The sequence below is a fragment of the Melaminivora jejuensis genome (assembly GCF_017811175.1).
Lineage (GTDB): Bacteria > Pseudomonadota > Gammaproteobacteria > Burkholderiales > Burkholderiaceae_C > Melaminivora > Melaminivora jejuensis.
In genome coordinates this window covers 64376-87419 of the sequence record NZ_JACWIJ010000002.1, presented here as the reverse complement: position 1 = coordinate 87419, position 23044 = coordinate 64376, and the positions used below count along the sequence as shown (strand labels likewise).

The window sequence follows — 23044 nt, the reverse complement described above, 5'->3', positions numbered from 1 at the left end:
CCACGGCCCTGGCGATGCCCATGCGCTCAGCCCTTCTTCCAGGGCCGCGGGCCGCCGATGACGTGCAGGTGCAGGTGGTGGATCTCCTGCCCGCCCTCCTCGCCGGTGTTGATGACCAGGCGAAAGCCGCCCTCGGGATAAGGGTTGCAGCCTTCTTGCTGCGCCAGCCTGGGTGCCAGGGTCAGCATGTGGCCCAGCAGCGCCGAGTGTTCGGGCGTCACCGCTGCCATGGACGGGATGTGCTGCTTGGGGATGACCAGGAAATGCACCGGCGCCCAGGGGGCGATGTCGTGGAAGGCGAAGACCTGCTCGTCCTCATAGACCTTCCTGGACGGGATCTGGCCGGCGGCGATCTTGCAGAACAGGCAATCGGGGTCGTGTTTCATGATGGCGGGAAGAGAAGGTGAGGTTGAGCGTCATGCGTTGTGCGTCGGCGGCCCTTGCGGCTGCTTGCGCCGAACGCCCGACGCTCATCGCACAACCGGCATCCAGCGCGCCGCGCCTAGACGACACCCTACCTCAGGGACGAACGACCTGGTTCTTGTTCATGGCCACCATGCCCAGCACGATGCGATACAGAAACCAGATGGAGATCAGGCCCCAGGCAATCCAGCCCGGGAAGATCAGCAGCCACAGCGGCGCCGTCAGCACGTACAGCACACCGGCCCAGATCACGGTGCGGATGCGCCAGGAGAAATGGCTGGCCTGCCAGGTGCCCTCGGCGTCGCTCTTTTTCACCAGGTCGATGATCAGCGCCACGATCAGCAGCGCCGCACCCGGCTGCGTACCCGGCAGCACTGCACCCAGGGCGACGATCAGGTGCAGCACATAGCTGACCCAGCCGATGGCCTTGAGCGAATTGGCGCGCTGGTCGGGCTCGATATCGATGATGTCGCGGTTCACGGCGTGGCACCTCCTGCGTCCTCGCGCTCGCGCGATTGCACCTTGCGCAGCGCCTTTTCCTCGATGCCGCTGGTGCCTTCGCGGCGCTCCAGCTCGGCGATCACATCGGCCGGCTGCAGGCCGAAGTGCGCCAACGCGATCATGCTGTGGAACCACAGGTCGGCCACTTCATAGACCAGTGTGGCCGCCTCGGCGCTGCCGTGCTGCACGTCCTTGGCGGCCATGACGACCTCGGTGGCCTCCTCGCCGATCTTCTTCAGAAAGGCATCCGGCCCCTTGTGCAGCAGGCGCGCGACGTAGCTGCTCGTGGCGTCGCCGCCGCGCTCGGGCTTGCGGCTGTCGATGATGGCGGCCAGGCGGGCCAGGGAATCGTTGCTGCTGGTGGACATGGGGTGTCAGTTGTAGATGCTGGCCGGGTCTTTCAAGACCGGATCGACGGCCTGCCACTGCCCGTCCCGCAGGACACTGAAGAAGCAGCTGTGCCGCCCGGTGTGGCAGGCTATTGCCGGATCATGGCCTTGCTGGGTCACGCGCAGCAGCACCACGTCGGCGTCGCAGTCCAGGCGGATCTCATGCACCGTCTGCACGTGGCCCGACTCCTCGCCCTTGAACCACAGCTTGCCACGCGAGCGGCTGAAGTACACGGCGCGGCCCAGCTCGGCGGTCTTTTGCAGCGCCTCGCGGTTCATCCAGGCCAGCATCAGCACGTCGCCGCTGCCGGCCTCCTGAGCGATGGCCGGCACCAGGCCGCGCTCGTCCCAGCGCACCCGATCCAGCCAGGCACAGGTGTCATCAGCAGCGTTCATGGAATCCTGTTCATCATCAAAAATGATAGCTGCCACCGCTTGCCAGACAAGGGTTTGCAGCCGATTTGGCTTGAAATACGGCTTGAAACACGGCCGGCAATCCGCTTGCAGTCACAGCCGCACCGGGATGCCGCGCGCGCGCAGATGCTCCTTGGCCTGGCGCACGGTGAACTCGCCGTAGTGGAAGATGCTGGCCGCCAGCACGGCGTCCGCCCCGCCCTCGCTCACGCCATCGGCCAGGTGATCCAGATTGCCCACGCCGCCCGAGGCGATGACCGGCACCTCCACCGCATCGCTCACGGCGCGCGTGAGCTGCAGGTCGAAGCCGCTCTTGGTGCCGTCGCGATCCATGCTGGTCAGCAGGATTTCGCCGGCGCCGCGCCGCGCCATCTCGGCAGCCCATTGCACGGCATCCATGCCGGTGTTCCTGCGCCCGCCGTGGCTATAGACATCCCAGCCTTCGCCGCGCTCGGCCACCTCGCCGCCCTGGCGGCGCTTGGCATCGATGGCCACGACGATGCACTGCGCGCCGTACTTGCCGCTGGCCTCGTCGATGACCTCGGGCGTCTGGATGGCGGCCGAGTTGAAGCTGACCTTGTCGGCACCGGCATTGAGCAGCCGGCGCACGTCGGCCACGCTGCGCACGCCGCCGCCCACGGTGAGCGGGATGAAGACCTGGCTGGCCACGGCCTCGATGATGGGCAGGATCAGGTCGCGCCCGTCGCTGGTGGCGGTGATGTCCAGGAAGGTGAGCTCGTCGGCGCCCTGCTCGTTGTAGCGCGCGGCGATCTCCACCGGGTCGCCGGCGTCGCGCAGTTCGACGAAATTGACGCCCTTGACGACCCGGCCTCCGGTCACGTCCAGGCAGGGGATGATGCGTTTGGCCAGCATGGGCAGGCGGCTCCGATGGGGTGAAAACGGCCCGGGCGCGCAAGGCCCGGACGGGAGGGGAAAAGGCGCGGCGGGCCGGGGCCGCTCAGGCCGTCAGCTCGTCGGCACGCTGCTGGGCGGCGGCAAAGTCCAGGTCGCCCGAGTAGATGGCGCGCCCGCAGATCACGCCCTCGACGCCCTCGCCTTCGACCGCGCACAGGCGCTCGATGTCGGCCAGGCCGGCCAGGCCGCCCGAGGCGATCACGGGAATCGTGAGCGCCTGCGCCAGCCGCACCGTGGCCTCGATGTTGATGCCGCTGAGCATCCCGTCGCGGCCAATGTCGGTGTAGATGATGGACTCGACGCCCCAGTCCTGGAATTTCCGGGCCAGATCGACCACCTCGTGGCCGGTGAGCTTGCTCCAGCCGTCGGTGGCCACCTTGCCGTCCTTGGCGTCCAGGCCGACGATGATGTGGCCGGCAAAGGCGCTGCAGGCGTCCTTCAGAAAGCCGGGGTTCTTCACGGCGGCGGTGCCGATGATGACGTAGGAGATGCCGGCGTCGATGTAGCGCTCGATGGTGTCCAGGTCGCGGATGCCGCCACCCAGCTGCACGGGGATGTCCTCGCCGACCTCGGCCAGGATGGACTTGATGGCCGCCTTGTTCTTGGGCTGGCCGGCAAAGGCGCCATTGAGATCAACCAGATGCAGGCGGCGCGCGCCGGCATCGAGCCAGCGCCGGGCCATGGCGGCAGGGTCTTCGCCGAAGGTGGTCGATTGGTCCATGTCGCCTTGCTTGAGGCGAACGCAGTGGCCGTCCTTGAGGTCGATGGCGGGAATGAGCAGCATGGTCGTGGAGAGAAGGCGCCGGCGGGCCGGAGCGGACAGGACAAGGGTCAGGGTTTCCAGGTCAAGAAATTGCGATAGAGCTGCAGGCCGTGGGCCGCGCTCTTTTCCGGGTGGAACTGGGTGGCAAAAACATTATCGCGTGCGATGGCGGCAGCGAACGGCCCGCCATAGTCGGCCTCGCCGGCGACATGTGCGCTGTCGCGCGGGCGGGCATAGAAGCTGTGTACGAAATAGAAAAAACTGTTGTCCGGCACGCCGGCCCACAGCGGGTGCGCCTGGCCCGTGTGGCGCGCCTGGCGCACGCGGTTCCAGCCCATCTGCGGCACCTTGCAGCGGCTGCCGTCGGGCTGGGTGCGGCCGGCCAGGTCGAACTTGACCACCTCGCCGGGGATCAGGGCGAGGCCGGGCGTATCGCCCTCGGCGCTGTGCTCCAGCAGCATCTGCATCCCCACGCACACGCCGAACAGCGGCTTGTGCTGCGCCGCCTCCAGCAGCGCCTGCAGCAAGCCGCTGGCGCGCAGCTCGGCCATGCAGTCGGGCATGGCGCCCTGGCCGGGCAGCACCAGGCGCTCGGCGGCGGCCACGTCCTCGGGGCGCGAGGTGATGAGCACATGGCACTCCAGCCCCTGCGCCGCCGCCTGCACGGCCTGCGCCACCGAGCGCAGATTGCCCATGCCGTAATCGACCACGGCGACGGTGTTTGCTTGTTTTTTCATAGCTGCTAGCGCAGGCTGGACAAGGGTTTCAGGCTATTTTGCCTATATTTTCAGAGGGCGCCCTTGGTCGAGGGGATGATGCCAGCCATGCGTGCGTCGCGCTCCAGTGCCGTGCGCAGCGCGCGGGCAAAGGCCTTGAACACCGTCTCGCACTGGTGGTGCGCGTTGATGCCCTTGAGGTTGTCGATGTGCAGCGTGGCCTGGGCGTGGTTGGCAAAGCCCTGGAAGAATTCGTAGGTCAGCTGCGTGTCGAAGCCGCCGATGCTGGCTGCCGTGAACGGGATGTGCAGATGCAGGCCCGGCCGACCGGAAAAGTCGATGACCACACGCGTCAGCGCCTCATCGAGCGGCACGTAGGCATGGCCGTAGCGGCTGATGCCCTTCTTGTCGCCCAGCGCGCGCGCAAACGCCTGGCCCAGGGTGATGCCGACATCCTCCACAGTGTGATGGCCGTCGATGTGCAGGTCGCCCTCGCACTCGATGTCCAGGTCGATCAGGCCATGGCGGGCGATCTGCTCGAGCATGTGGTCGAAGAAGCCGATGCCCGTGGCCAGGCGCGACTTGCCCGTGCCGTCCAGGTTGATGCGCACGCGGATGCGCGTCTCGGCGGTGCTGCGCGCCACCTCGGCGGTGCGTTCGGCAAACGGGTCAGGGGATGTGGAAGGAACGAGAGCAGAAGAAGTCATAGCGAAGCCTCAAGCGCTGCCAGCATCTGGTCATTTTCCGCAGCGCTGCCCACCGTGAGGCGCAGGCAGCCGGCCAGCAGCGGGTGCATTGTAGAAACGTTCTTGACAAGGACTTTGCGCGCGCGCATGTCGGCAAAGGTGCGGGCGGCATCCGCCACGCGGATCAGCACCATGTTGGCCTGGCTGTCCCACACGCGCGCAACGCCGGGCATGGCGCGCAGGCGTTCGATCAGCAGCTCGCGCTGGGTGCGCAGCTCGGCGGCCTGCCGGGCGAAGACCTCGGCGTGCTCCAGGGCGAACAGCGCCGCCTCGCAGTTGAGCACGCTGACGTTATAGGGCGGACGCACCTTGTCGATCTCGGCCACCAGCGCCGCCGGGCCGATCAGATAGCCCAGGCGCACGCCGGCCAGGCCGAACTTGGACAGCGTGCGCATCAGCAGCACATGGCCGTTGCGCTCGGGCTGCCCGCGCAGGTTCTCGATCCACGAGCGGCTGGCAAAGGGCTGGTAAGCCTCGTCCATGACCACCAGGCCGCCCTGGGCGCCGGCGGCGTCGATGATGCGCTGCACCACGGCCTCGTCCCACAGCGTGGCCGTGGGGTTGTTGGGGTAGGCGAGGTAGGTGATGGCCGGGCGGTGCTCTTCGATGGCGGCCAGCATGGCGGCCTCGTCGAGCGCAAAGTCCTCGGTCAGCGGCACGCCGACGAAGTCCAGCCCCTGCAGCTGCGCGCTCATGGGGTACATGACAAAACCCGGCATGGGCGCCAGCACCTTGGCGCGGCTGCCGTGCGCCGGCTGGGCGCAGGCCAGGGCCAGCAGCGTGATCAGCTCGTCCGAGCCGTTGCCCAGGATCAGGGCGCTGCCCGCTGGCGCGCCGGCGTGCTGCGCCAGGGCGGCCTTCAGGTCTTCTTGGCGCGCACCGGGGTAGCGGTTGAGCTCCAGCCGCCCCAGACGCTCGCCCAGCGCCTGCTGCAGCTCGGGCGGCAGGGCGAATGGGTTTTCCATGGCATCCATCTTGAGCAGGCCGTCGGATGGCGCGACGTGGTAGGCCTGCATGGCGCGCACATCGGCGCGAATGCGCTGCAGGGCGGCCGTGGTGGTGGGGACTGTGGCAGTGGGCTGAGGGGGCTGAGTGGTGGACATGGGAGACCCTGTACGGCAAGTCAGGCGGGCAAGGGCCGGTTCAGCGGCTGGCCGGCTGCGTCAGCCGCATCTCCGCCGCCCGCGCGTGCCCCTGCAGGCCCTCGCCGTGCGCCAGCACGCTGGCGATGCGGCCCAGGGTCTGGGCGCCCTGCTCGCTGACTTCGATGAGGCTGGAGCGCTTCTGGAAGTCATACACCCCCAGCGGCGAGGAAAAGCGCGCCGTGCCGCTGGTCGGCAGCACGTGGTTGGGGCCGGCGCAGTAGTCGCCCAGGGATTCGCTGGTGTAGGCGCCCAGGAAGATGGCGCCGGCGTGGCGCAGCAGCGGCTCCCAGCGGTGCGGCTCGCGGCTGGCGACTTCCAGGTGCTCGGGCGCGATGCGGTTGGAGATCTCGCAGGCTTCTTCCATGCTGCGCGTGTGGATCAGCGCGCCGCGGTCGGACAGGCTCCTGGCGATGATGGCCGCGCGCGGCATCTCGGGCAGCAGGCGCTCGATGGCGGCCTGGACTTGGTCGATGTAGGCCGCGTCCGGGCACAGCAGGATGGATTGGGCCAGCTCGTCGTGCTCGGCCTGCGAAAACAAGTCCATCGCCACCCAGTCCGGCGGCGTCGAGCCGTCGGCCAGCACCAGGATTTCGCTGGGGCCGGCAATCATGTCGATGCCGACCTGGCCGAACACGCGCTTCTTGGCGCTGGCTACGTAGGCATTGCCCGGGCCGGTGATCTTGTCCACCCTGGGCACGGTTTCGGTGCCATAGGCCAGCGCGGCCACGGCCTGCGCGCCGCCGATGGTGTAGGCGCGCGTCACGCCGGCGATGTGCGCGGCGGCCAGCACCAGGGCATTTTTCGCGCCCTGCGGCGTGGGCACGACCATGACGATCTCGGCCACGCCCGCGACCTGCGCGGGGATGGCGTTCATCAGCACGCTGCTGGGATACGCCGCCTTGCCGCCGGGCACGTAGATGCCGACACGATCGAGCGGCGTGACTTTCTGCCCCAGCAGCGTGCCGTCCGCATCGCGGTAGCTCCAGCTCTCGCCGCTGGCGCGCTTTTGCGCCTCGTGGTAGCGGCGCACGCGCTCGGCGGCGCTCGTCAGGGCGTGCTGCTGCTCGGGCGGCAGGCCGCGATAAGCGGCGCGCAGCTCATCGGGCTGCAGGGCCAGCTCGGCCACGCTGCCCGCGTGCAGGCCGTCGAAGCGCTGGGTGTACTCCAGCAGCGCCCCGTCGCCGCGCGCACGCACGTCGGCCAGGATGTCCGCCACGCGCTGCTCGATGGCCGCGTCCTGCTCGGCAGACCAGTGCAGGCGCGCTGCAAGATCAGCATCAAAAGTGCTTGAAACCGTTGACAGGCGTGCGGGAGCAGCTAGCAATTTCATAGTCATGCAACTCCATTCGAGCGGGCGGCGCCGGTGTCGGCGATGGCAGCGGCAAAGGCGTCGATGATGCGCTTCAAGGGCTGCTGCTTGAGCTTCAGCGCCGCCTGGTTGACCACCAGGTGCGAGCTGATGTCCATGATCTGCTCGACCTCGACCAGGTGGTTGGCCTTGAGGGTGTTGCCGGTGGAGACCAGATCGACGATGGCGTCGGCCAGGCCGGTGAGCGGCGCCAGCTCCATGCTGCCGTAGAGCTTGATCAGATCGACGTGTACGCCCTTGGCCGAGAAGAAGTCGCGCGCGATGGCCGTGTACTTGGTCGCCACCTTCAGGCGCGCGCCCTGGCGCACGGCCTGCGCGTAGTCGAAGTCGGCGCGCACGGCGACGCTGACGCGGCATTTGGCGATCTGCAAATCCAGTGGCCGAAACAGCCCCTGGCCGCCGTGCTCGATCAGCGAGTCCTTGCCGGCCACGCCGATGTCGGCGCCGCCGTACTGCACGTAGGTCGGCACGTCGGTGGCGCGCACCAGCACCACGCGCACCTCGGGCCGGTTGGTGGGCAGGATCAGCTTGCGCGATTTTTCCGGGTCTTCCAGCACCTCGATGCCGGCAGCGGCCAGCAGCGGCAGCGTTTCCTCGAAGATGCGGCCTTTGGACAGGGCCAGGGTGATGTGCGGGGTCATTTGTGGCGAAAAACGGCTGTAGCCCTTGCTGGACAAGCGCTTTCAGCTATCAAAACAATAGTTTCAGGAATCCTGGATCAAGCCCCGGATCAGGCCTGCGTCTGCTCGCTGCGCCACTCCTGCGGCGTCAGCGTCTTCATGGACAGGGCGTGTACCTCGTCGGTCGCCATGCGGCTGCCCAGGGTGGCATAGACGCGCTGGTGGCGCTGGATTTGGCGCTTGCCCTCGAACTCGGGCGAGACGATGGTGGCAAACCAGTGGCGGCCATCGCCGTCCAGCTCGATGTATTCGCACTCCAGGCCGGCGGCAATGATGTCCTTGAGTTGGGCGGCATTCATGGTCATGACAGGCTCCTTCGGAGTAACGGAGTAACGGGGAAACGGGTGCCGAGGCGGGGCTCAGTTGCGGATCTTGTAGCCGCTGCGCAGCAGCTGCAGCGCCAGCAGGCTGACCAGCGCCCAGGCCAGGCCGACGACGCCGAAACTCAGCCAGGGCGAGACGTCGCTCACGCCAAAGAAGCCGTAGCGAAAGCCGTCGATCATGTAGAAAAACGGGTTCAGGTGGCTCACCGCCTGCCAGAACGGTGGCAGCGACTGGATGGAATAGAACACGCCCGACAAAAACGTCATGGGCATGATGATGAAGTTCTGGAAGGCCGCCATCTGGTCGAACTTGTCGGCCCACAGGCCGGCGATCACGCCCAGCGTGCCCATCAGCGCCGCGCCCAGCAGGGCGAAGATGATGATCCACCACGGCGCGGCAAACTGCGGCGCGGCAAAGAACAGCGTGGCGAGAAATACGCCCAGACCCACCATCAGCCCGCGCAGCACCGATGCGCCGACGTAGGCGGCAAACCAGGCGCGGTGCGACAGCGGGGTGAGCAAGATGAACACCAGGCTGCCCATGATCTTGCTCTGGATGAGGCTGGACGAGCTGTTGGCAAAGGCGTTTTGCAACAGGCCCATCATGACCAGGCCCGGCACCAGGAAGGCGGTGTAGGACAGGCGGTCATAGACCAGCACGCGCCCCTCCAGCACATGGCCGAAGATCAGCAGATACAGCAGCGAGGTCAGTACCGGCGCGGCCACGGTCTGGAAGCTCACCTTCCAAAAGCGCAGCACTTCCTTGTAAAAAAGCGTCTGCCAGCCGCTCATGGCCTGCCCTCCCCGCCCTGGCCGGCGGCCTGCGCCATGACGTTCAGAAACACATCCTCCAGGTCGGCCTTGCGGATTTCCACGTCCTCCACGCGCACGCCGGCGGCGCGCAGGGCCGACAGGTGCTGCTCGATCTCCTGGGCATCGGCGGCAGGCAATTGCGCCACGCGGCCCGTCACGCGCGCCAGCCCGGCCAGCGGCAGCGGCAGCGTGTCGTCGGTCTTGAAGCGCAGCACGTTGCTGGACGCCGCGCCCAGCAGCTCGGAGGTGCGTGCCAGCGCCACCACGCGCCCGCGCTTGAGCATGGCCAGGCGGGTACACAGCGCCTCGGCCTCCTCCAGGTAATGCGTGGTCAGCAGCACCGTGTGGCCCTCGCGGTTCAGGCGGGCGACGAACTGCCACAGCGTCTGGCGCAGCTCGACATCGACGCCGGCGGTGGGCTCGTCCAGCACGATGATGGGCGGCTTGTGTACCAGCGCCTGCGCCACCAGCACGCGCCGCTTCATGCCGCCCGACAGCTGGCGCATGTTGGCGCCGGCCTTGTCGGCCAGGCCCAGGTTGTCCAGCAGCTCGTCGATCCAGGCGTCGTTGTTCTTCACGCCGAAGTAGCCGGACTGCAGGCGCAGCGTCTCGCGCACGTTGAAGAAGGGGTCGAACACCAGCTCCTGCGGCACCACGCCAAGCTGGCGGCGCGCAGCAGCGAACTGCGACTGCACGTCATGGCCCAGCACCGAGACGCTGCCGCTGGAGGCGCGCGCCAGGCCGGCCAGGATGCTGATGAGCGTGGTCTTGCCCGCGCCATTGGGGCCGAGCAGGCCGAAGAATTCGCCCTCCTCGATCTGGAAGCTCACGTCGTCGAGCGCCTGAAACTGGCCCTTGGGCGTGGGATAGATCTTGGAGACGGATTGGAAAGAGACTGCAGCCATGTGAACCGGGCATTCTAGCCGGCAGGATTTTTGACCTTGGGAGGCGCGCCCGGGTGGGCGGGCGCCGGGCGTTTGCCGGGCATGGGCACGTCCTGCTCGAACGCGACGCGCACCTGCCATTTCGCCGAGAAAGCGCCGTTCTTGCAAAATTCCGACAGGCCCGGCCAGGTCAGCGCCGGGTCAGCAACTCCTGCACCCCATACAACTCGGCCAGGTTGTGCAGGCCCTCGGGCATAGCCTGCACGGTCAAGGCCCGGCCCTGGGCCAGAGCGGCGCGGCGGCATTCCAGCAGCACGGCCAGCGCCGATGAGTCGAACACCTGCAGCGCGCTGGCGTCCAGCACAACGTGGGGCGCTCCCTCCTGCCCCGGCAGCCCGGACTGGCGCAGCGCCTGCACCAGCTGCTGCGCGCAGGCGCGCGCCTGGGTGAAGGTCAGCTCGGCGGGCAGCGTCAGCACGACGCGCCCCTGCGCTCTCCTGCGCTCACTTGCCGCCGCCCTGGTTGCGCGCGGCCAGCGCGGCGATCAGGCCATCGACGCCGCGTGCGTTCACCTCCTGGGCGAACTGGCTGCGGTAGGTATCGACCAGCCACACGCCCAGCACGTTGAAGTTGTAGATCTGCCAGGCGCCTGCCGGGGTCTTTTCCAGCCGGTAGTCCAGCTGCACCGGGTCGCCCCGGCCCTGGATCTCGGTGCGCACCAGCACGTCGCGGTCGCCCGAGGCGGCACGCAGCGGGCGCACCACGATGCTCTGGTCGGTGACCTGCACCAGCGCACCGGCATAGGTGCGCACCAGCAGCTGCTTGAACTCATCCTGCAAGCGGGACTGCTGCTCGGGCGTGGCGCCGCGCCAGGCCGGGCCGACGGCGGCCGCCGTCATGCGGCGGAAGTTCACGTGCGGCAAGATGGTGCGGTTGACCAGCTCGGTGATGCGGGCGGTGTCGCCCGCCTTGATGGACGAGTCGGCACGCACGGCATCCAGCACCTCGCCCGACAGGCGCCGGATCAGGACGTCCGGGGCTTCGGCGGCGGCGGCGCGGGCCAGCGCCGGCAGGCTCAGCCAGGCGGCAGCGGCCAGCGTGGCGGTGATGAAGGGGCGGCGTTGCAGCATGGCAGGGCTCCTGGATGCGCGCATGGCGCACGGTGGTGTCAATAGTCTTCGGGCAGCTTGCCGGCATCCTCGTCCAGCGGGCGGCTGCGCCAGCGCAGGGCCGGCGCGTCGGGGTCGCTGCGCAGGCCCAGGTAGATGTCGCGCGTGAAGATGTAGGGGTCGAAGGCGATGCTGTCGAGCACCTCCTCGGCGCGCAGCAAATTGGCCCGGCGCTCGACGATGCGGAAGGCATACAGCGAGTTGCGCGCCGAGACTGGATCGACCTGGCGCAGCGCATCGCCCCACCAGTCCACCGGCAGCGCAGCGGTGTCGCGCAGCGTCGATGGCCCCAGCAGCGGCAGCACCAGATAAGGCCCGGTGGGCACGCCCCAGCGGCCCAGGGTCAGGCCGAAGTCCTGCTTGTGGCGGCTGATGCCGGCCTCGCTGGCGATGTCCAGCACGCCGCCCAGGCCGAACACGGTGTTCAGGTTGAAGCGCACCAGGCTCTCCAGCGCTTCGCGCCCGCGCAGTTGCAGCGCGTTGTTGACGAACGACCAGGCATCGCCCAGGTTGCCGAAGAAGTTGTCCACGCCGGTGCGCACGGGCTGCGGCGTCACGTCGCGGTACAGCGTGGCCACGGGCTTGAGCACGGCGTCGTCGAGCCGGTCGTTGAAGCGGGTCATGGCCCGGTTGTAGGGCTCCAGCGGGTCGGTCGGATGGGCCGGATGGACGCCGGGGGCGCTGGCGCAGCCGGCCAGGGCGCCCAGCGCCAGGGTGGCTGTGGCCAGGCGCAGGCCGCGCCGTGCAGCGGGTGGGGCCAGGGTTGCAGAGTGGTTCATGGTTTGCTTGCGGTGGAGGCGGCGCCTTCCTCGGCCTTGCCGTAGAGGAACTGGCCGATCAGGTTTTCCAGTACCACCGCCGACTGGGTAGCGGTGATGGTGTCGCCATCGGCCAGCGGGGCTTCCTCGTAGCCGGCCTCGATGCCGATGTACTGGTCGCCCAGCAGGCCGCTGGTCAGGATTTTCAGCGAGCTGTCGCGTGGGAAGACGTAGCGTTTGTCCATGTCCAGCGTCACCTGTGCCTGATAGGTCTTGTCGTCAAACTGGATGGTCTGCACGCGCCCGACGACTACGCCGGCGCTGCGCACGGCCGCCTTGGGCTTGAGGCCGCCGATGTTGTCGAAGCGTGCCGTGAGCTGGTAGCCGCTGCGCCAGTCCAGCTGCAGCAAGTTGGCCGACTGCAGCGCCAGAAACACCAGCGCCGCCGCGCCCAGCACGACGAAGAGGCCGACCCACAGATCGTTCTTGGAGTGTTGCATTTGGATTTTCCTGTCGTTGTCCGCGCGCTGCTGCCTGCCTGGTCAGATGCGAAACATCAGCGCCGTGAGGATGAAGTCCAGCGCCAGCACCGCCAGCGAGGCCACGACCACGGTGCGCGTGGTGGCGCGCGACACACCCTCGGGCGTGGGCCGGGCCGCCCAGCCCTGCAGCAGCGCCACGAAGGTCACGGCCAGGCCGAACACCAGGCTCTTGACCACGCCGTTGCCCACATCCTGCAGCACATCGACGCCGGCCTGCATCTGGCCCCAGAAGGCGCCGGCATCGACGCCCAGCAGCACCACGCCGACCAGCCAGCCGCCCAGCACGCCCACGGCGCTGAAGACGGCCGCCAGCAGCGGCATGGCCAGCAGCCCGGCGATGAAGCGCGGCGCCAGGATGCGGCGCAGCGGATCAACGGCCATCATCTCCATGGCAGCGAGTTGCTCGCCGGCGCGCATCAGGCCGATCTCGGCGGTGAGCGAGGTGCCGGCGCGCCCGGCAAACAGCAGCGCCGTGATGACCGGCCCCAGCTCGCGTACCAGGCCCAGCGTGACCACCAGGCCCAGCGAATCGGCCGAGCCATACAGCTGCAGCACGTTGTAGCCTTGCAGCGCCAGCACGAAGCCGACGAACAGGCCCGAGGTAGCGATGATGGACAGCGAATGGTTGCCCAGGAAATGCACCTGGTCGCGCACCAGCGCCGGGCGGCGCAGGGCCGGGCCGCTGGCCAGCAGCAGGCGCGCCAGCAGCCGCGCGCCGGCACCGATGTCGGCCAGCTTGTGGCGCACGGCGCGCCCCAGCTTGCGTGCGCCCTGCGCCGGCTGCCAGCCGCTCATGGCGCGCCCCCGAAGTCCTCGGCCACGCCCGGGGCCGGGTAGTGAAACGGCACCGGCCCACTGGGCAGGGCGCGCACGAATTGATGCACCAACGGATCCTGGCTGGCACGCACTTCATCGGGCGTGCCCTGCGCGGCCACGTTGCCCGGGCCGAGGATGATGACCTGGTCGGCCAGCTTGAAGGTCTCGTCCAGGTCGTGCGAGACCACGATGCTGGTCAGGCCCAGGCTGGCGCTCAGGCGGCGGATCAGCTGCGCCGCCGTGCCCAGCGAGATGGGATCAAGGCCGGCAAAGGGTTCATCGAACATGACCAGCTCGGGATCCAGCGCAATCGAGCGCGCCAGCGCCACGCGCCGCGCCATGCCGCCGGAGATCTGCCCCGGCGTCAGGTCGCGCGCGCCGCGCAGGCCCACGGCGTGGAGCTTCATCAGCACCACGTCGCGGATCAGCGCTTCGGGCAGGTCGGTGTGCTCGCGCAGCGGGAAGGCCACGTTGTCGAACACGCTCATGTCGGTGAACAGCGCGCCCATCTGGAACAACATGCCCATGCGCCGGCGCATGGCGTAGAGCTGGGCTTCGTTCATGGCGCCCACATCCTGCCCCTCGACCAGCACCTGGCCGCCTTGTGCGCGGTGCTGGCCGCCGATCAGGCGCAGCACCGTGGTCTTGCCGCCGCCCGAGGCGCCCATGATGGCCGTGACCTTGCCGCGCGGCACCGTGAGCGACAGATCGCGCAGCACCACCCGCTCGCCATACCCGAAGGTGACGTTGCGCAGCTCCACGACGGGGCGGCAGGCGGCAGGATCGGCAGGCGCGGCGATGGACATGGGAAGGGATGAGGGCGACGCCGGCGCGCAGGCCACCCCGGCGGGCATGGCAAGGCCTGTCAGGCGCGCAGGCAAGCCGGCCATGATAGGGGCAAACCCCGATGGGCGCCGACGGCACGGTAACAATTGTCGTAAGCATATGACGTTTTGCTATAATCGCGGGTTTGCAAAAATGTCACGCTCGCCTTGCGAGCGGATTGCTGTCAGCGCTGTCAGGCGTCCATCCCAGGCGCATTGCAGGAAACCAAAGGCGCGGCAATGACGAGAGGGCCAGCAGGCTCTTCATCGACATTTCCCACCCCCCCATTTCCTCGTGCGTGGACGCTGGAGCAGTGCGCCGGTCGGCGACCGCCGCGAGGGGCAGACCCTTGTTGGCCCAGCCGTTGTTTGCCACGCTCAACCTGAGCGAAGAAAGGGTTTGCTCCATGAAGAACTATCAGTCCGTCGTCCCCATCCGCCCGCCTGCCCCGCAGCGCCAGGCCACGGGGCTGCATTTGATCGGCGACCTCTACGGCTGCCTGTGCGACAGCCGCCTGATGCTGGACGCCGAGTATCTGGAAAATTTCTGCAAGGAGCGCGTGGCCGAGGCCGGCCTGACCACCGTCGGCTCGCTGTTCCACAGTTTTGGCGAGGACGGCGGCGTCACCGGCGCAGTGGTGCTGGCCGAATCGCACCTGGCCATCCACACCTGGCCTGAGTCCGGCTATGTGACGCTGGACGTGTACGTGTGCAACTACACCGAGAACAACCGCCCCAAGGCGCAAAAGCTCTTTGACGACCTGCAGGCCGCGTTCAACCCGAACGACCCGCATCTGCACGCCGTCGATCGCGCATGAGCCAGCAGCGCTACCTTGCCGAGCGCCTGAACGCCGACTTCGGCCTGTATCTGTCCGCCAGCGCGCCACTGGCGCAGGCGCAATCCGAGTGGCAGCGCATCGAGGTCTTCGACAACCCGCAGTTCGGGCGCGTGATGCGCATCGACGACGTGTTCATGACCAGCGAACGCGATGAATTCTTCTACCACGAGCCCATGGTGCATCTGCCGGCCATCGCGCACCCGGGCGTCAGGAGCGCCCTGGTGGTGGGCGGCGGCGACGGCGGCGCAGCCGAGGAGCTGCTGAAACTGCCGGGCATGGAGCGCGTGGTGCTGGCCGAGCTCGACGGCCAAGTCATCGCCATGGCGCGCCAGTGGCTGGGCGAGATCCATCGCGGCGCCTTCGACGATGCACGGCTGGAAGTGCGCCTGGGCGATGCGCGGCTGTTCCTGGGCCAGACCGAGGAGCGCTTCGACCAGATCATCCTAGACCTGACCGACCCCTTCGGCCCGGCGGTGGAGCTGTACACCGTGGAGTTCTACGAATCGTGCAGGCGTGCGCTGAACCCGGGCGGCGTGGTCTCGCTGCACCTGGGCTCGCCCGTACACCTGCCGGGCAGCATTGCGCGCATCGCGGCGTCGGTCAGGGCGGTGTTCCCGGTGTTTCGGCCCTATCTGCAGTATGTGCCGCTGTACGGCACGCTGTGGTGCATGGGCATGGCGTCGGATTCGACCGATCCGGCGCTGCTCACGGCAGCGCAGGTGGACGAGCGCATCGCCGCGCGCGGCATTGGCGAGCTGCAGCTGTACAACGGCGCCATGCACCAGGCGCTGCTGGCCCAGCCCAACTTCCTGCAGGCCATCCTGGCGCAGCCGGCGCAGCCGCTGCACAGCGGCGACAGCATCGACGAGGTGCGCGACCCGTCCGAACTGCCGGACATCCACATCACGGCGGGCTGAAAACAGCCACCGGCAAGACGAAAAAGGGGCCAAATTGGCCCCTTTGCCTTGTCTGGCAAGCGCTGACAGCTATCAATTTTGATAGCTCTTAGGCCGTATCCAGCGTCCCGGCCACCAGGCGCACCACGCGGTCGCAGCGCGCAGCCAGCTGCTCGTCGTGCGTGACCATGACAAACGCCGTGCCCTGCTGGCGCGCCAGGCCCAGCATCAGCGCGAACACGCCATCCGCCGTGCCGCGATCGAGGTTGCCCGTCGGCTCGTCGGCCAGCACGCAGGCCGGCTGCGTGACCAGCGCCCGGGCGATGGCCACGCGCTGGCGCTCGCCGCCCGACAGCTCGGCAGGGCGGTGCAGCACGCGCTCCTTCAGGCCCACGGCGTCCAGCATCTGCACCGCCTGCGCTATGCACTGCGCGTAGGGCTGGCGGCGGATGCGCAGCGGCATGGCCACGTTGTCCTGGGCGCTGAACTCGGGCAGCAGGTGGTGGAACTGGTAGATGAAACCCAGCCGCTCGTTGCGCAGCCGGCCCTGCGCCGCCGGGGCCAGCGCCGCCAAGTCCTGACCGCCCAGCAGCACGCTGCCGCTGCTCGGCGCATCCAGCCCGCCCAGCAGGTGCAACAGCGTGCTCTTGCCCGAGCCTGATGCGCCGACGATGGCCAGCGTCTCGCCGGCGCGCACCTCCAGATCGACACCGCGCAGCACCGTGACATCCAGCCGCCCCTCGGTAAAGCGCTTGCTCAGGCCACGTGCCTGCAGGACGACCTGCGAACCCCGTGCCAACGACTCACTCATAGCGCAGCGCCTCCGCCGGATTGACGCGGCTGGCGCGCCAGCTCGGGTACAGGGTGGCGACAAAGGCCAGCACCAGCGAGATCAGCGCGATCGGCACGATGTCGCTCGATTGCGGCTCGCTGGGCATACGGCTGATGAGGTAGATGTCGCGCGGCAGAAAGCTCGTTTGCAGCGCGCGCTCGATGGCCGGCACGATGACGTCGATATTGAAGGCCACGACTAGCCCCAGGCCGAGGCCGGCCAGCGTGCCGATCACGCCGACCATCGCGCCCTGCACCACGAAGGTGCCCATGATGCTGGCCGGGCTGGCGCCCAGGGTGCGCAGGATGGCGATGTCGGCACGCTTGTCCTGCACCGTCATGACCAGGGTGGACACCAGATTGAACGCCGCCACGGCGACGATCAGCGTCAGGATGATGAACATCATGCGTTTTTCCAGCTGCACGGCGGCAAACCAGGTCTTGTTCTGCTGCGTCCAGTCGCGGATCAGCAAATGCCCGGACAGCGTGTCGGCCAGCTGGCGCGCCACCTGCGGCGCCTGGTGCAGATCCTTGAGCTTCAGGCGCACGCCGGTCGGCCCTTCCAGACGAAAAATCCGCTCGGCGCTGCGGTGATGCAGCAGCGCCAGCGCCGAGTCGTACTCGTAGTGGCCCGAGCTGAAGGTGCCCACCACGCGCATCTGCTTGAGGCGCGGCACGATGCCCGCCGGCGTGATCTGGCCCGAGGGCGCGATCAGCGTCACCGCATCGCCCACGCGCACGCCCAGTTGCTGCGCCAGATCCAGCCCCAGGATGACGCCGAACTCATCGGGCAGCAGCGCCTTGAGGCCCTCGACGTTTTCTGCCGCTAGGTCGGTCACCTGGGCTTCGAGCTGCGGGTCGATGCCGCGCACCAGCACGCCGCGCATGTCCTCGCCGCGCGCCAGCAGCGCCTGCGCCGCCACGAAAGGCGCTGCGCCGACGACATTCGGGTTGGCGCGCACCTCGGCCAGCGTGCGCTGCACATCGCCCAGGGCCGCGCCGCCGGGAGCAAAGATCTCGATGTGCGAGACCACCGACAACATGCGGTCGCGCACCTCCTTCTGAAAGCCGTTCATCACCGACAGCACGATGATCAGCGCCGCCACGCCCAGGGCGATGCCCAGCATGGACACGCCCGAGATGAAGGAGATGAAGCCATTGCGCCGCGTGGCGCGCCCGGCCCGGGTGTAGCGCCAGCCCAGCGCCAGTTCGTAGGGAATCTGCATGGAGAGGGATAAGAGAGCCGCCGCGCTTGTCTGGCCCTACCGTAGGGGCTAAGCCGCAGCGCGCAAGCGGGCGCATTGTGGCATCCCGGACAATCGCCGCCATGCCGGACAACTCCCATTTGCTCATCGCGCTGGCCAGCAGCCACGCGCCGGGCTGCCAGCAAGTTCTCGATACCCTGCGCCTGCCTCACCTGGAGCGGCTGCTGGCGCGGCTGCAACCCGTCCTTGCAGCCGATACCGATACTGACACCGGCAGCGAGACCGATTTCTCCCCCCCGCACGAGCGCGCGCTGGCGCGCCACCTGGGCCTGCCCGCCGGCCCGCAGGGCCGCACGCCCTGGGCCGCCTGGCAGTCGGGCGCCGCGCCCGGCACGGCCTGCGCCTGGGTCACGCCCAGCCAGTGGCTGATCGGCGCCGACCAGGTACGCATGGCCGACCCGCAGCAGCTGCAGCTGGATGAGGCCGACTCGCGCGCGCTGCTGGACATCCTGGCACCCTGGTTCGCCCAGGACGGCATCGAGCTGCACTACCACGCGCCCATGCGCTGGCTGGCGCGCGGCGCGGTGCTGGAAGGCCTGGCCTGCGCTTCGCTGGATCGCGTGATCGGCCGCGACGTGCGTGCCTGGCTGCCGGACATCACCAGCGCCCGCGCCCTGCACCGCCTGCACAGCGAGATGCAGATGCTGCTCTACACCCACCCCTTCAACGACGCACGCGCCAGCCGGGGCCTGCCGGCCATCAACGCCTTTTGGCTTCACGGCGCCGGCGCACTGGATGCGGCCTCGACCGCCACCCGGGCCGAGCTGCCCGAGCAGCCCTCGGCCCTGCGCGACGCTGCATTGCACGAGGACTGGCCGGCCTGGGCCGCCGCCTGGCAGGACATCGACGCCGGCCCGGTGGCCCGCCTGGCCGCGCAGGCCGCTGCCGGCGCACCGGTGCGCCTGACGCTGTGCGGCGAGCGCTCGTTCCTGCAATGGCAGGCGGCACGGCGCGGATTTTTTACTCGAATTAACAGTCTTTTTGGGCAAAAACCCTTATCCAGCCTGCGCGAGCAGCTATGAAAATAATAGTACGAGATATCCACCCCCGCGCAGCCTGGACGCTGGAGCAGACCGGCATCCACCCGCTGCTGGCGCGCCTGTATGCAGCACGCGGCGTATCCAGCAAGGAAGAGCTCGACGACGGCCTGGCCCACCTGCTGCGCCCGCAGCAGCTGCGCGGCATCGACAGCGCGGCGCGCGTGCTGGCCGACGCCATGGCCGCCGGCCAGCGCCTGCTGATCGTGGCCGACTACGACTGCGACGGCGCCACCGCCTGCGCCGTGGCCGTACGCGGTCTGCGCCTGCTGGGCGCCGCGCACGTGGACTACCTGGTGCCCGACCGCGTGGTCGATGGCTACGGCCTCACGCCCCCCATTGCCCGGCGCGTACACGAGCGCGGCGCCGACGTCTTGATCACCGTGGACAACGGCATCGCCAGCTGCGCCGGCGTGGCCGAGGCCCGCGCGCTGGGCCTGGCCGTGGTCGTGACCGACCACCACCTGCCCGGCCCCGAGCTGCCCGAGGCCGACGCCATCGTCAACCCCAACCAGCCCGGCTGCACATTCGAGAGCAAGCACATGGCCGGCGTGGGCGTCATGTTCTACGTGCTGCTGGCGCTGCGCGCCGAGCTGCGCGCACGCGGCGTATTCGACGCCGCCAGCCAGCCGCGCCTGGAGCCGCTGCTGCCCCTGGTCGCCCTGGGCACGGTGGCCGACGTGGTGCGCCTGGACAGCAACAACCGCCGCTTGGTGGCGCAGGGCTTGAAGCGCATCCGCGCCGGGCAGATGCAGCCGGGCATCCGGGCGCTGTTCGCCGCCGCCGGGCGCAAGCCCGAGGTGGCCACCACCTTCGACTTCGGCTTCGCCCTGGGCCCGCGCATCAACGCCGCCGGGCGCCTGGCCGACATGACGCTGGGCATCGAATGCCTGCTGACCGAGGACGCCAGCCGCGCCGACGAGCTGGCGCGCCAGCTCGACGCCATCAACCGCGAGCGCCGCGAGCTGGAGGGCGGGATGCGCGAGCAGGCCCTGATCCTGGCCGAGCAGCTGTTCGAGGAGGGCGACGCGCCGCCGCCGGCCATCAGCGTGTTCGATGCGGATTTCCATGAGGGCGTGGTCGGCATCGTCGCCTCGCGCCTGAAGGACATCCACCACCGCCCGACCTTCGTCTTCGCCGCCAGCGCCGCGCCGGGCAGGGAGCACGAGCTCAAGGGCTCGGGCCGCTCCATCCCCGGTTTTCACCTGCGCGATGCGCTCGATCTGGTGGCCAAGCGCCATCCCGGCGTGATCCTGAAGTTCGGCGGCCACGCCATGGCCGCCGGCTGCACCGTGGCCGAGGAGCACTTCGAGACCTTCGAGCGCGCCTTTGCCGAAGTGGCGCGCGAGTGGCTGGACGCCGCCACGCTCACGCGCCGGCTGGAGACCGACGGCCCGCTGGCGCCCGAATGGCGCCGCCCGGATCTGGTCGATGCGCTGGCGCGCGAAGTCTGGGGCCAGGGCTTTGCCCCGCCCACCTTCAGCGAAAAACTGGCCGTCGTGAACCAGCGCCTGGTGGGCGACGGCGGCAAGCACCTGTCGCTCAAGCTGCTGCACCACGGCCAGCCGGTGGACGGCATCTGGTTCGGCCGCACCGAGCTGCTGCCGCGCGAGGCGCTGCTGGCCTTCCGGCTGGATGTCAACGAATGGGGCGGCCAGCGGCGCGTGCAGTTCGTGGTGGAGGGGACGGAGGAGTAAAACAAAGCATCAGTCCCATTGTGGGACTAAAGTCAGGCAATGCGAATCATCGCCCTGTCCACATTGCGTAGCTTCTGGGAAAGGCATCCACAAGCCAGACTGCCCTTGCAAAGCTGGTACTTCGAGGCTCTGCGTGCACAGTGGCGAACACCTGCCGACATCAAGGCCCAATACCGCAACGCAAGCTTCGTCGGCCACAACCGGGTGGCGTTCAACATCAAGGGCAACGACTATCGCCTCGTAGTCGCTGTTGTGTACAAGGCCGGCGCCCTGTTCATCAAATTCGTCAGTACGCACGAAGACCATGAGCAGATCAACGTGGAAACCGTGGAGCACAAGGCATGACCCTGCAACTCAAGCCCATCCGCACCGAAGCCGACTATCAGGCTGCCCTGAAGATGGCTGAAGCGTTCTTCGATGCCCCCCAGGAGCCCGACCCGGACAGCGAGGAAGGGGCCATGTTCGACGCCCTCCTGACGCTGATCGAAGCCTATGAAGGCAAGCACCACGCCATCGATCCGCCTGACCCGATCGAGGCGATCAAGTACCGCATGGAGCAAGAGGGCCTGAGCGCCAAGGACCTGGTGCCCATGATCGGGCAGGCCAATCGGGTCTATGAAGTACTGACCCACAAGCGGCCACTGACGCTGGGCATGATCCGCCGCCTGCACGTCGGGCTGGGCATTCCTGCCTCCATCCTGATCAGCGAATACATGCAGGGCAGCCCCTGAGCCAAGGCAGGCTGTCCGCAAGTCTCACTCCTCGACAAACGCCTCCTCGCGCTTCTTGCTCACCGCGGGCAGCAGCACGATGACCAGCAGCAGCGCGGCGGCGGCCAGCAGGCCGGCGGAGATGGGCCGCGTGGCCAGCACGCTCCAGTCGCCGCGCGACAGCAGCAGCGCGCGGCGCAGGTTTTCTTCCATCATCGGCCCCAGGATGAAGCCCAGCAGCAGCGGCGCCGGCTCCATGCCCAGCTTGTAGAACAGGTAGCCGACGAAGCCGAACAGGCCCACCATCCACACGTCGAACGAATTGTTGTTGGTCGAATACACGCCGATGGCGCAAAACAGCACGATGGACGGGAACAGCCAGCGATACGGCACCGTGAGCAGCTTGATCCAGATGCCAATCAGCGGCAGGTTCAGCACGATCAGCATCAGGTTGCCGATCCACATCGAGGCGATCAGGCCCCAGAACAACTCGGGGTTGCTGGTCATGACCTGCGGGCCGGGCTGGATGTTGTGGATGGTCATGGCGCCGACCATCAGCGCCATCACGGCGTTGGGCGGGATGCCCAGGGTCAAGAGCGGGATGAACGAGGTCTGCGAGCCGGCATTGTTGGCCGACTCGGGCGCCGCGACGCCACGGATGTTGCCCTGGCCGAAGGGCACTTCGCCGGGCTTGAGCCTGGTCTTTTTTTCCACCGTGTAGGCGGCGAACGACGACAGCAACGCGCCGCCGCCGGGCAGGATGCCCAGGGCGCAGCCCAGGCCGGTGCCGCGCAGCATGGCCGGGAACATGCGCTTGAAATCCTCGCGCGTGGGCATCAGACCGGTGACCTTGGCGGCGAATACCTCGCGCTCGTCCTCGGGGCGCGAGAGGTTGGCGATGATCTCGCCGTAGCCGAACACGCCCATGGCGATGACCACGAAGTCGATGCCATCGGTCAGCTCGGGCACATCGAAGGCAAAGCGCGCCACGCCCGAGTTCACGTCCGTGCCGACCAGGCCCAGCAGCAGGCCCAGCACGATCATGCCCACGGCCTTGAGCAGCGAGCCCGAAGCCAGCACCACGGCGCCGATCAGGCCCAGCACCATGAGCGAGAAATACTCCGCCGGGCCGAACTTGAAGGCAATCTCGGTCAGCGGCGGCGCAAAGGCGGCCAGGATGACGGTGCCCACGCAGCCGGCAAAGAACGAGCCGATGCCGGCAGCCGCCAGCGCCGGCCCGGCCCGGCCCTTGCGCGCCATCTGGTAGCCGTCGATCACGGTGACGACAGACGACGATTCACCCGGCAGGTTGACCAAAATGGCTGTCGTGGAGCCGCCGTACTGGGCGCCGTAGTAGATGCCGGCCAGCATGATCAGCGCCGCCACCGGCGGCAGCGCGTAGGTGGCCGGCAGCAGCATGGCGATGGTGGCCACCGGCCCCACACCCGGCAGCACGCCGATCAGGGTGCCCAGCAGGCAGCCGATGAAGCAATACACCAGGTTCTGGAACGTGAAGGCCACGCCAAAACCCATGGAGAGGTGGTCGAACAATTCCATGATCGGATCTCTTTTGCGGGCC

General features: G+C 68.2%; 29 protein-coding genes and 1 pseudogene. 6 read left to right on the top strand and 24 right to left on the bottom strand.

Annotated features, from left to right (window positions below):
* Nucleotides 1-26: 26 nt before the first annotated feature.
* The 21 genes and pseudogenes from IDM45_RS00675 to IDM45_RS00575 form a co-directional block, all read right to left on the bottom strand.
* Nucleotides 27-386, bottom strand: coding sequence for a histidine triad nucleotide-binding protein (locus IDM45_RS00675; RefSeq protein ID WP_209421204.1), 360 nt, complete (start codon nt 384-386; stop codon nt 27-29).
* A gap of 133 nt (nt 387-519) precedes the next feature.
* Nucleotides 520-903: a DUF4870 family protein gene (locus IDM45_RS00670; protein WP_209421203.1), complete on the bottom strand. Its 384-nt coding sequence runs from the start codon at nt 901-903 to the stop codon at nt 520-522.
* On the bottom strand, nt 900-1292 hold the full coding sequence (locus IDM45_RS00665) for a phosphoribosyl-ATP diphosphatase (RefSeq protein WP_209421202.1): 393 nt from the start codon (nt 1290-1292) through the stop codon (nt 900-902). The genes IDM45_RS00670 and IDM45_RS00665 overlap by 4 nt, the downstream gene beginning before the upstream one ends.
* A 6-nt stretch (nt 1293-1298) precedes the next feature.
* Nucleotides 1299-1709 carry a phosphoribosyl-AMP cyclohydrolase gene (hisI, locus tag IDM45_RS00660; RefSeq protein ID WP_209421201.1) on the bottom strand — a complete coding sequence of 137 codons (411 nt, stop codon included), beginning with the start codon at nt 1707-1709 and terminating at the stop codon, nt 1299-1301.
* A gap of 111 nt (nt 1710-1820) precedes the next feature.
* Nucleotides 1821-2600 (bottom strand): imidazole glycerol phosphate synthase subunit HisF, encoded by a 780-nt coding sequence (gene hisF, locus IDM45_RS00655; RefSeq protein ID WP_209421200.1) that lies wholly within the window; start codon nt 2598-2600, stop codon nt 1821-1823.
* An 85-nt stretch (nt 2601-2685) separates the two neighbouring features.
* Nucleotides 2686-3426 (bottom strand): 1-(5-phosphoribosyl)-5-[(5-phosphoribosylamino)methylideneamino]imidazole-4-carboxamide isomerase, encoded by a 741-nt coding sequence (gene hisA / locus IDM45_RS00650; protein ID WP_209421199.1) that lies wholly within the window; start codon nt 3424-3426, stop codon nt 2686-2688.
* 47 nt (nt 3427-3473) lie between these two features.
* A complete protein-coding gene (gene hisH, locus IDM45_RS00645) occupies nt 3474-4142 on the bottom strand; it encodes an imidazole glycerol phosphate synthase subunit HisH (RefSeq protein WP_209421198.1) in 669 nt (222 codons plus the stop codon).
* 50 nt (nt 4143-4192) lie between these two features.
* The gene (gene hisB, locus IDM45_RS00640) at nt 4193-4828 is read right to left on the bottom strand and encodes an imidazoleglycerol-phosphate dehydratase HisB (protein WP_209421197.1); all 636 of its coding nucleotides are present in this window, start codon (nt 4826-4828) and stop codon (nt 4193-4195) included.
* The gene (gene hisC, locus IDM45_RS00635) at nt 4825-5970 is read right to left on the bottom strand and encodes a histidinol-phosphate transaminase (protein WP_209421196.1); all 1146 of its coding nucleotides are present in this window, start codon (nt 5968-5970) and stop codon (nt 4825-4827) included. The genes hisB and hisC overlap by 4 nt, the downstream gene beginning before the upstream one ends.
* A gap of 40 nt (nt 5971-6010) precedes the next feature.
* On the bottom strand, nt 6011-7342 hold the full coding sequence (hisD, locus tag IDM45_RS00630) for a histidinol dehydrogenase (protein ID WP_209421195.1): 1332 nt from the start codon (nt 7340-7342) through the stop codon (nt 6011-6013).
* Between the two features lie 2 nt (nt 7343-7344).
* Nucleotides 7345-8022, bottom strand: a complete 678-nt coding sequence (gene hisG / locus IDM45_RS00625; protein WP_209421194.1) for an ATP phosphoribosyltransferase — start codon at nt 8020-8022, stop codon at nt 7345-7347.
* 89 nt (nt 8023-8111) lie between these two features.
* Nucleotides 8112-8360, bottom strand: a complete 249-nt coding sequence (locus IDM45_RS00620; protein WP_209423936.1) for a BolA family protein — start codon at nt 8358-8360, stop codon at nt 8112-8114.
* Between the two features lie 60 nt (nt 8361-8420).
* Complete coding sequence (locus IDM45_RS00615; RefSeq protein ID WP_209421193.1) at nt 8421-9176, bottom strand: ABC transporter permease; 756 nt, start codon at nt 9174-9176, stop codon at nt 8421-8423.
* A complete protein-coding gene (locus IDM45_RS00610; RefSeq protein WP_209421192.1) occupies nt 9173-10102 on the bottom strand; it encodes an ABC transporter ATP-binding protein in 930 nt (309 codons plus the stop codon). Before IDM45_RS00610 ends, IDM45_RS00615 begins: the two co-directional genes overlap by 4 nt.
* Before the next feature lie 169 nt (nt 10103-10271).
* Nucleotides 10272-10565: pseudogene (locus IDM45_RS00605) on the bottom strand (STAS domain-containing protein); the annotation flags it as partial.
* A 19-nt stretch (nt 10566-10584) separates the two neighbouring features.
* Nucleotides 10585-11211 (bottom strand): MlaC/ttg2D family ABC transporter substrate-binding protein, encoded by a 627-nt coding sequence (locus IDM45_RS00600; RefSeq protein ID WP_209421190.1) that lies wholly within the window; start codon nt 11209-11211, stop codon nt 10585-10587.
* A gap of 38 nt (nt 11212-11249) precedes the next feature.
* Nucleotides 11250-12029 carry an MlaA family lipoprotein gene (locus IDM45_RS00595; protein ID WP_209421189.1) on the bottom strand — a complete coding sequence of 260 codons (780 nt, stop codon included), beginning with the start codon at nt 12027-12029 and terminating at the stop codon, nt 11250-11252.
* A complete protein-coding gene (gene mlaD, locus IDM45_RS00590; RefSeq protein WP_209421188.1) occupies nt 12026-12508 on the bottom strand; it encodes an outer membrane lipid asymmetry maintenance protein MlaD in 483 nt (160 codons plus the stop codon). The genes IDM45_RS00595 and mlaD overlap by 4 nt, the downstream gene beginning before the upstream one ends.
* Before the next feature lie 42 nt (nt 12509-12550).
* Nucleotides 12551-13345, bottom strand: coding sequence for a lipid asymmetry maintenance ABC transporter permease subunit MlaE (gene mlaE / locus IDM45_RS00585; protein ID WP_209421187.1), 795 nt, complete (start codon nt 13343-13345; stop codon nt 12551-12553).
* Nucleotides 13342-14172: an ABC transporter ATP-binding protein gene (locus IDM45_RS00580; protein WP_209421186.1), complete on the bottom strand. Its 831-nt coding sequence runs from the start codon at nt 14170-14172 to the stop codon at nt 13342-13344. The genes mlaE and IDM45_RS00580 overlap by 4 nt, the downstream gene beginning before the upstream one ends.
* Nucleotides 14173-14347: 175 nt before the next feature.
* Entirely contained in the window at nt 14348-14599 is a 252-nt protein-coding gene (locus tag IDM45_RS00575; protein ID WP_209421185.1) for a hypothetical protein, read from the bottom strand.
* Here IDM45_RS00575 and speD point away from each other — a divergent pair.
* Both speD and speE read left to right on the top strand, forming a co-directional pair.
* A complete protein-coding gene (gene speD, locus IDM45_RS00570) occupies nt 14598-15008 on the top strand; it encodes an adenosylmethionine decarboxylase (protein WP_209421184.1) in 411 nt (136 codons plus the stop codon). The genes IDM45_RS00575 and speD overlap by 2 nt on opposite strands.
* On the top strand, nt 15005-15946 hold the full coding sequence (gene speE, locus IDM45_RS00565) for a polyamine aminopropyltransferase (RefSeq protein WP_209421183.1): 942 nt from the start codon (nt 15005-15007) through the stop codon (nt 15944-15946). Before speD ends, speE begins: the two co-directional genes overlap by 4 nt.
* Before the next feature lie 88 nt (nt 15947-16034).
* Here the strand turns inward: speE and IDM45_RS00560 are convergent, their stop codons facing one another.
* Complete coding sequence (locus tag IDM45_RS00560; protein ID WP_209421182.1) at nt 16035-16736, bottom strand: ABC transporter ATP-binding protein; 702 nt, start codon at nt 16734-16736, stop codon at nt 16035-16037.
* Nucleotides 16729-17982 carry a lipoprotein-releasing ABC transporter permease subunit gene (locus IDM45_RS00555; RefSeq protein WP_209421181.1) on the bottom strand — a complete coding sequence of 418 codons (1254 nt, stop codon included), beginning with the start codon at nt 17980-17982 and terminating at the stop codon, nt 16729-16731. Before IDM45_RS00555 ends, IDM45_RS00560 begins: the two co-directional genes overlap by 8 nt.
* Nucleotides 17983-18083: 101 nt before the next feature.
* Here IDM45_RS00555 and IDM45_RS00550 point away from each other — a divergent pair, with 101 nt between their 5' ends.
* Genes IDM45_RS00550 through IDM45_RS00535 form a run of 4 tightly spaced genes read left to right on the top strand, consistent with a single transcriptional unit; the run spans nt 18084 to nt 21486 of the window.
* Complete coding sequence (locus IDM45_RS00550) at nt 18084-19043, top strand: phosphoglycerate mutase (RefSeq protein WP_209421180.1); 960 nt, start codon at nt 18084-18086, stop codon at nt 19041-19043.
* Nucleotides 19040-20755, top strand: coding sequence for a single-stranded-DNA-specific exonuclease RecJ (recJ, locus tag IDM45_RS00545; protein WP_209421179.1), 1716 nt, complete (start codon nt 19040-19042; stop codon nt 20753-20755). Before IDM45_RS00550 ends, recJ begins: the two co-directional genes overlap by 4 nt.
* Nucleotides 20756-20794: 39 nt before the next feature.
* Nucleotides 20795-21100, top strand: a complete 306-nt coding sequence (locus IDM45_RS00540) for a type II toxin-antitoxin system HigB family toxin (RefSeq protein WP_209421178.1) — start codon at nt 20795-20797, stop codon at nt 21098-21100.
* A 2-nt stretch (nt 21101-21102) separates the two neighbouring features.
* A complete protein-coding gene (locus IDM45_RS00535; RefSeq protein ID WP_325168996.1) occupies nt 21103-21486 on the top strand; it encodes a helix-turn-helix domain-containing protein in 384 nt (127 codons plus the stop codon).
* Between the two features lie 24 nt (nt 21487-21510).
* Here IDM45_RS00535 and IDM45_RS00530 read toward each other — a convergent pair whose 3' ends face one another.
* Nucleotides 21511-23022, bottom strand: coding sequence for a tripartite tricarboxylate transporter permease (locus IDM45_RS00530; RefSeq protein ID WP_209421176.1), 1512 nt, complete (start codon nt 23020-23022; stop codon nt 21511-21513).
* Nucleotides 23023-23044 lie beyond the last annotated feature (22 nt).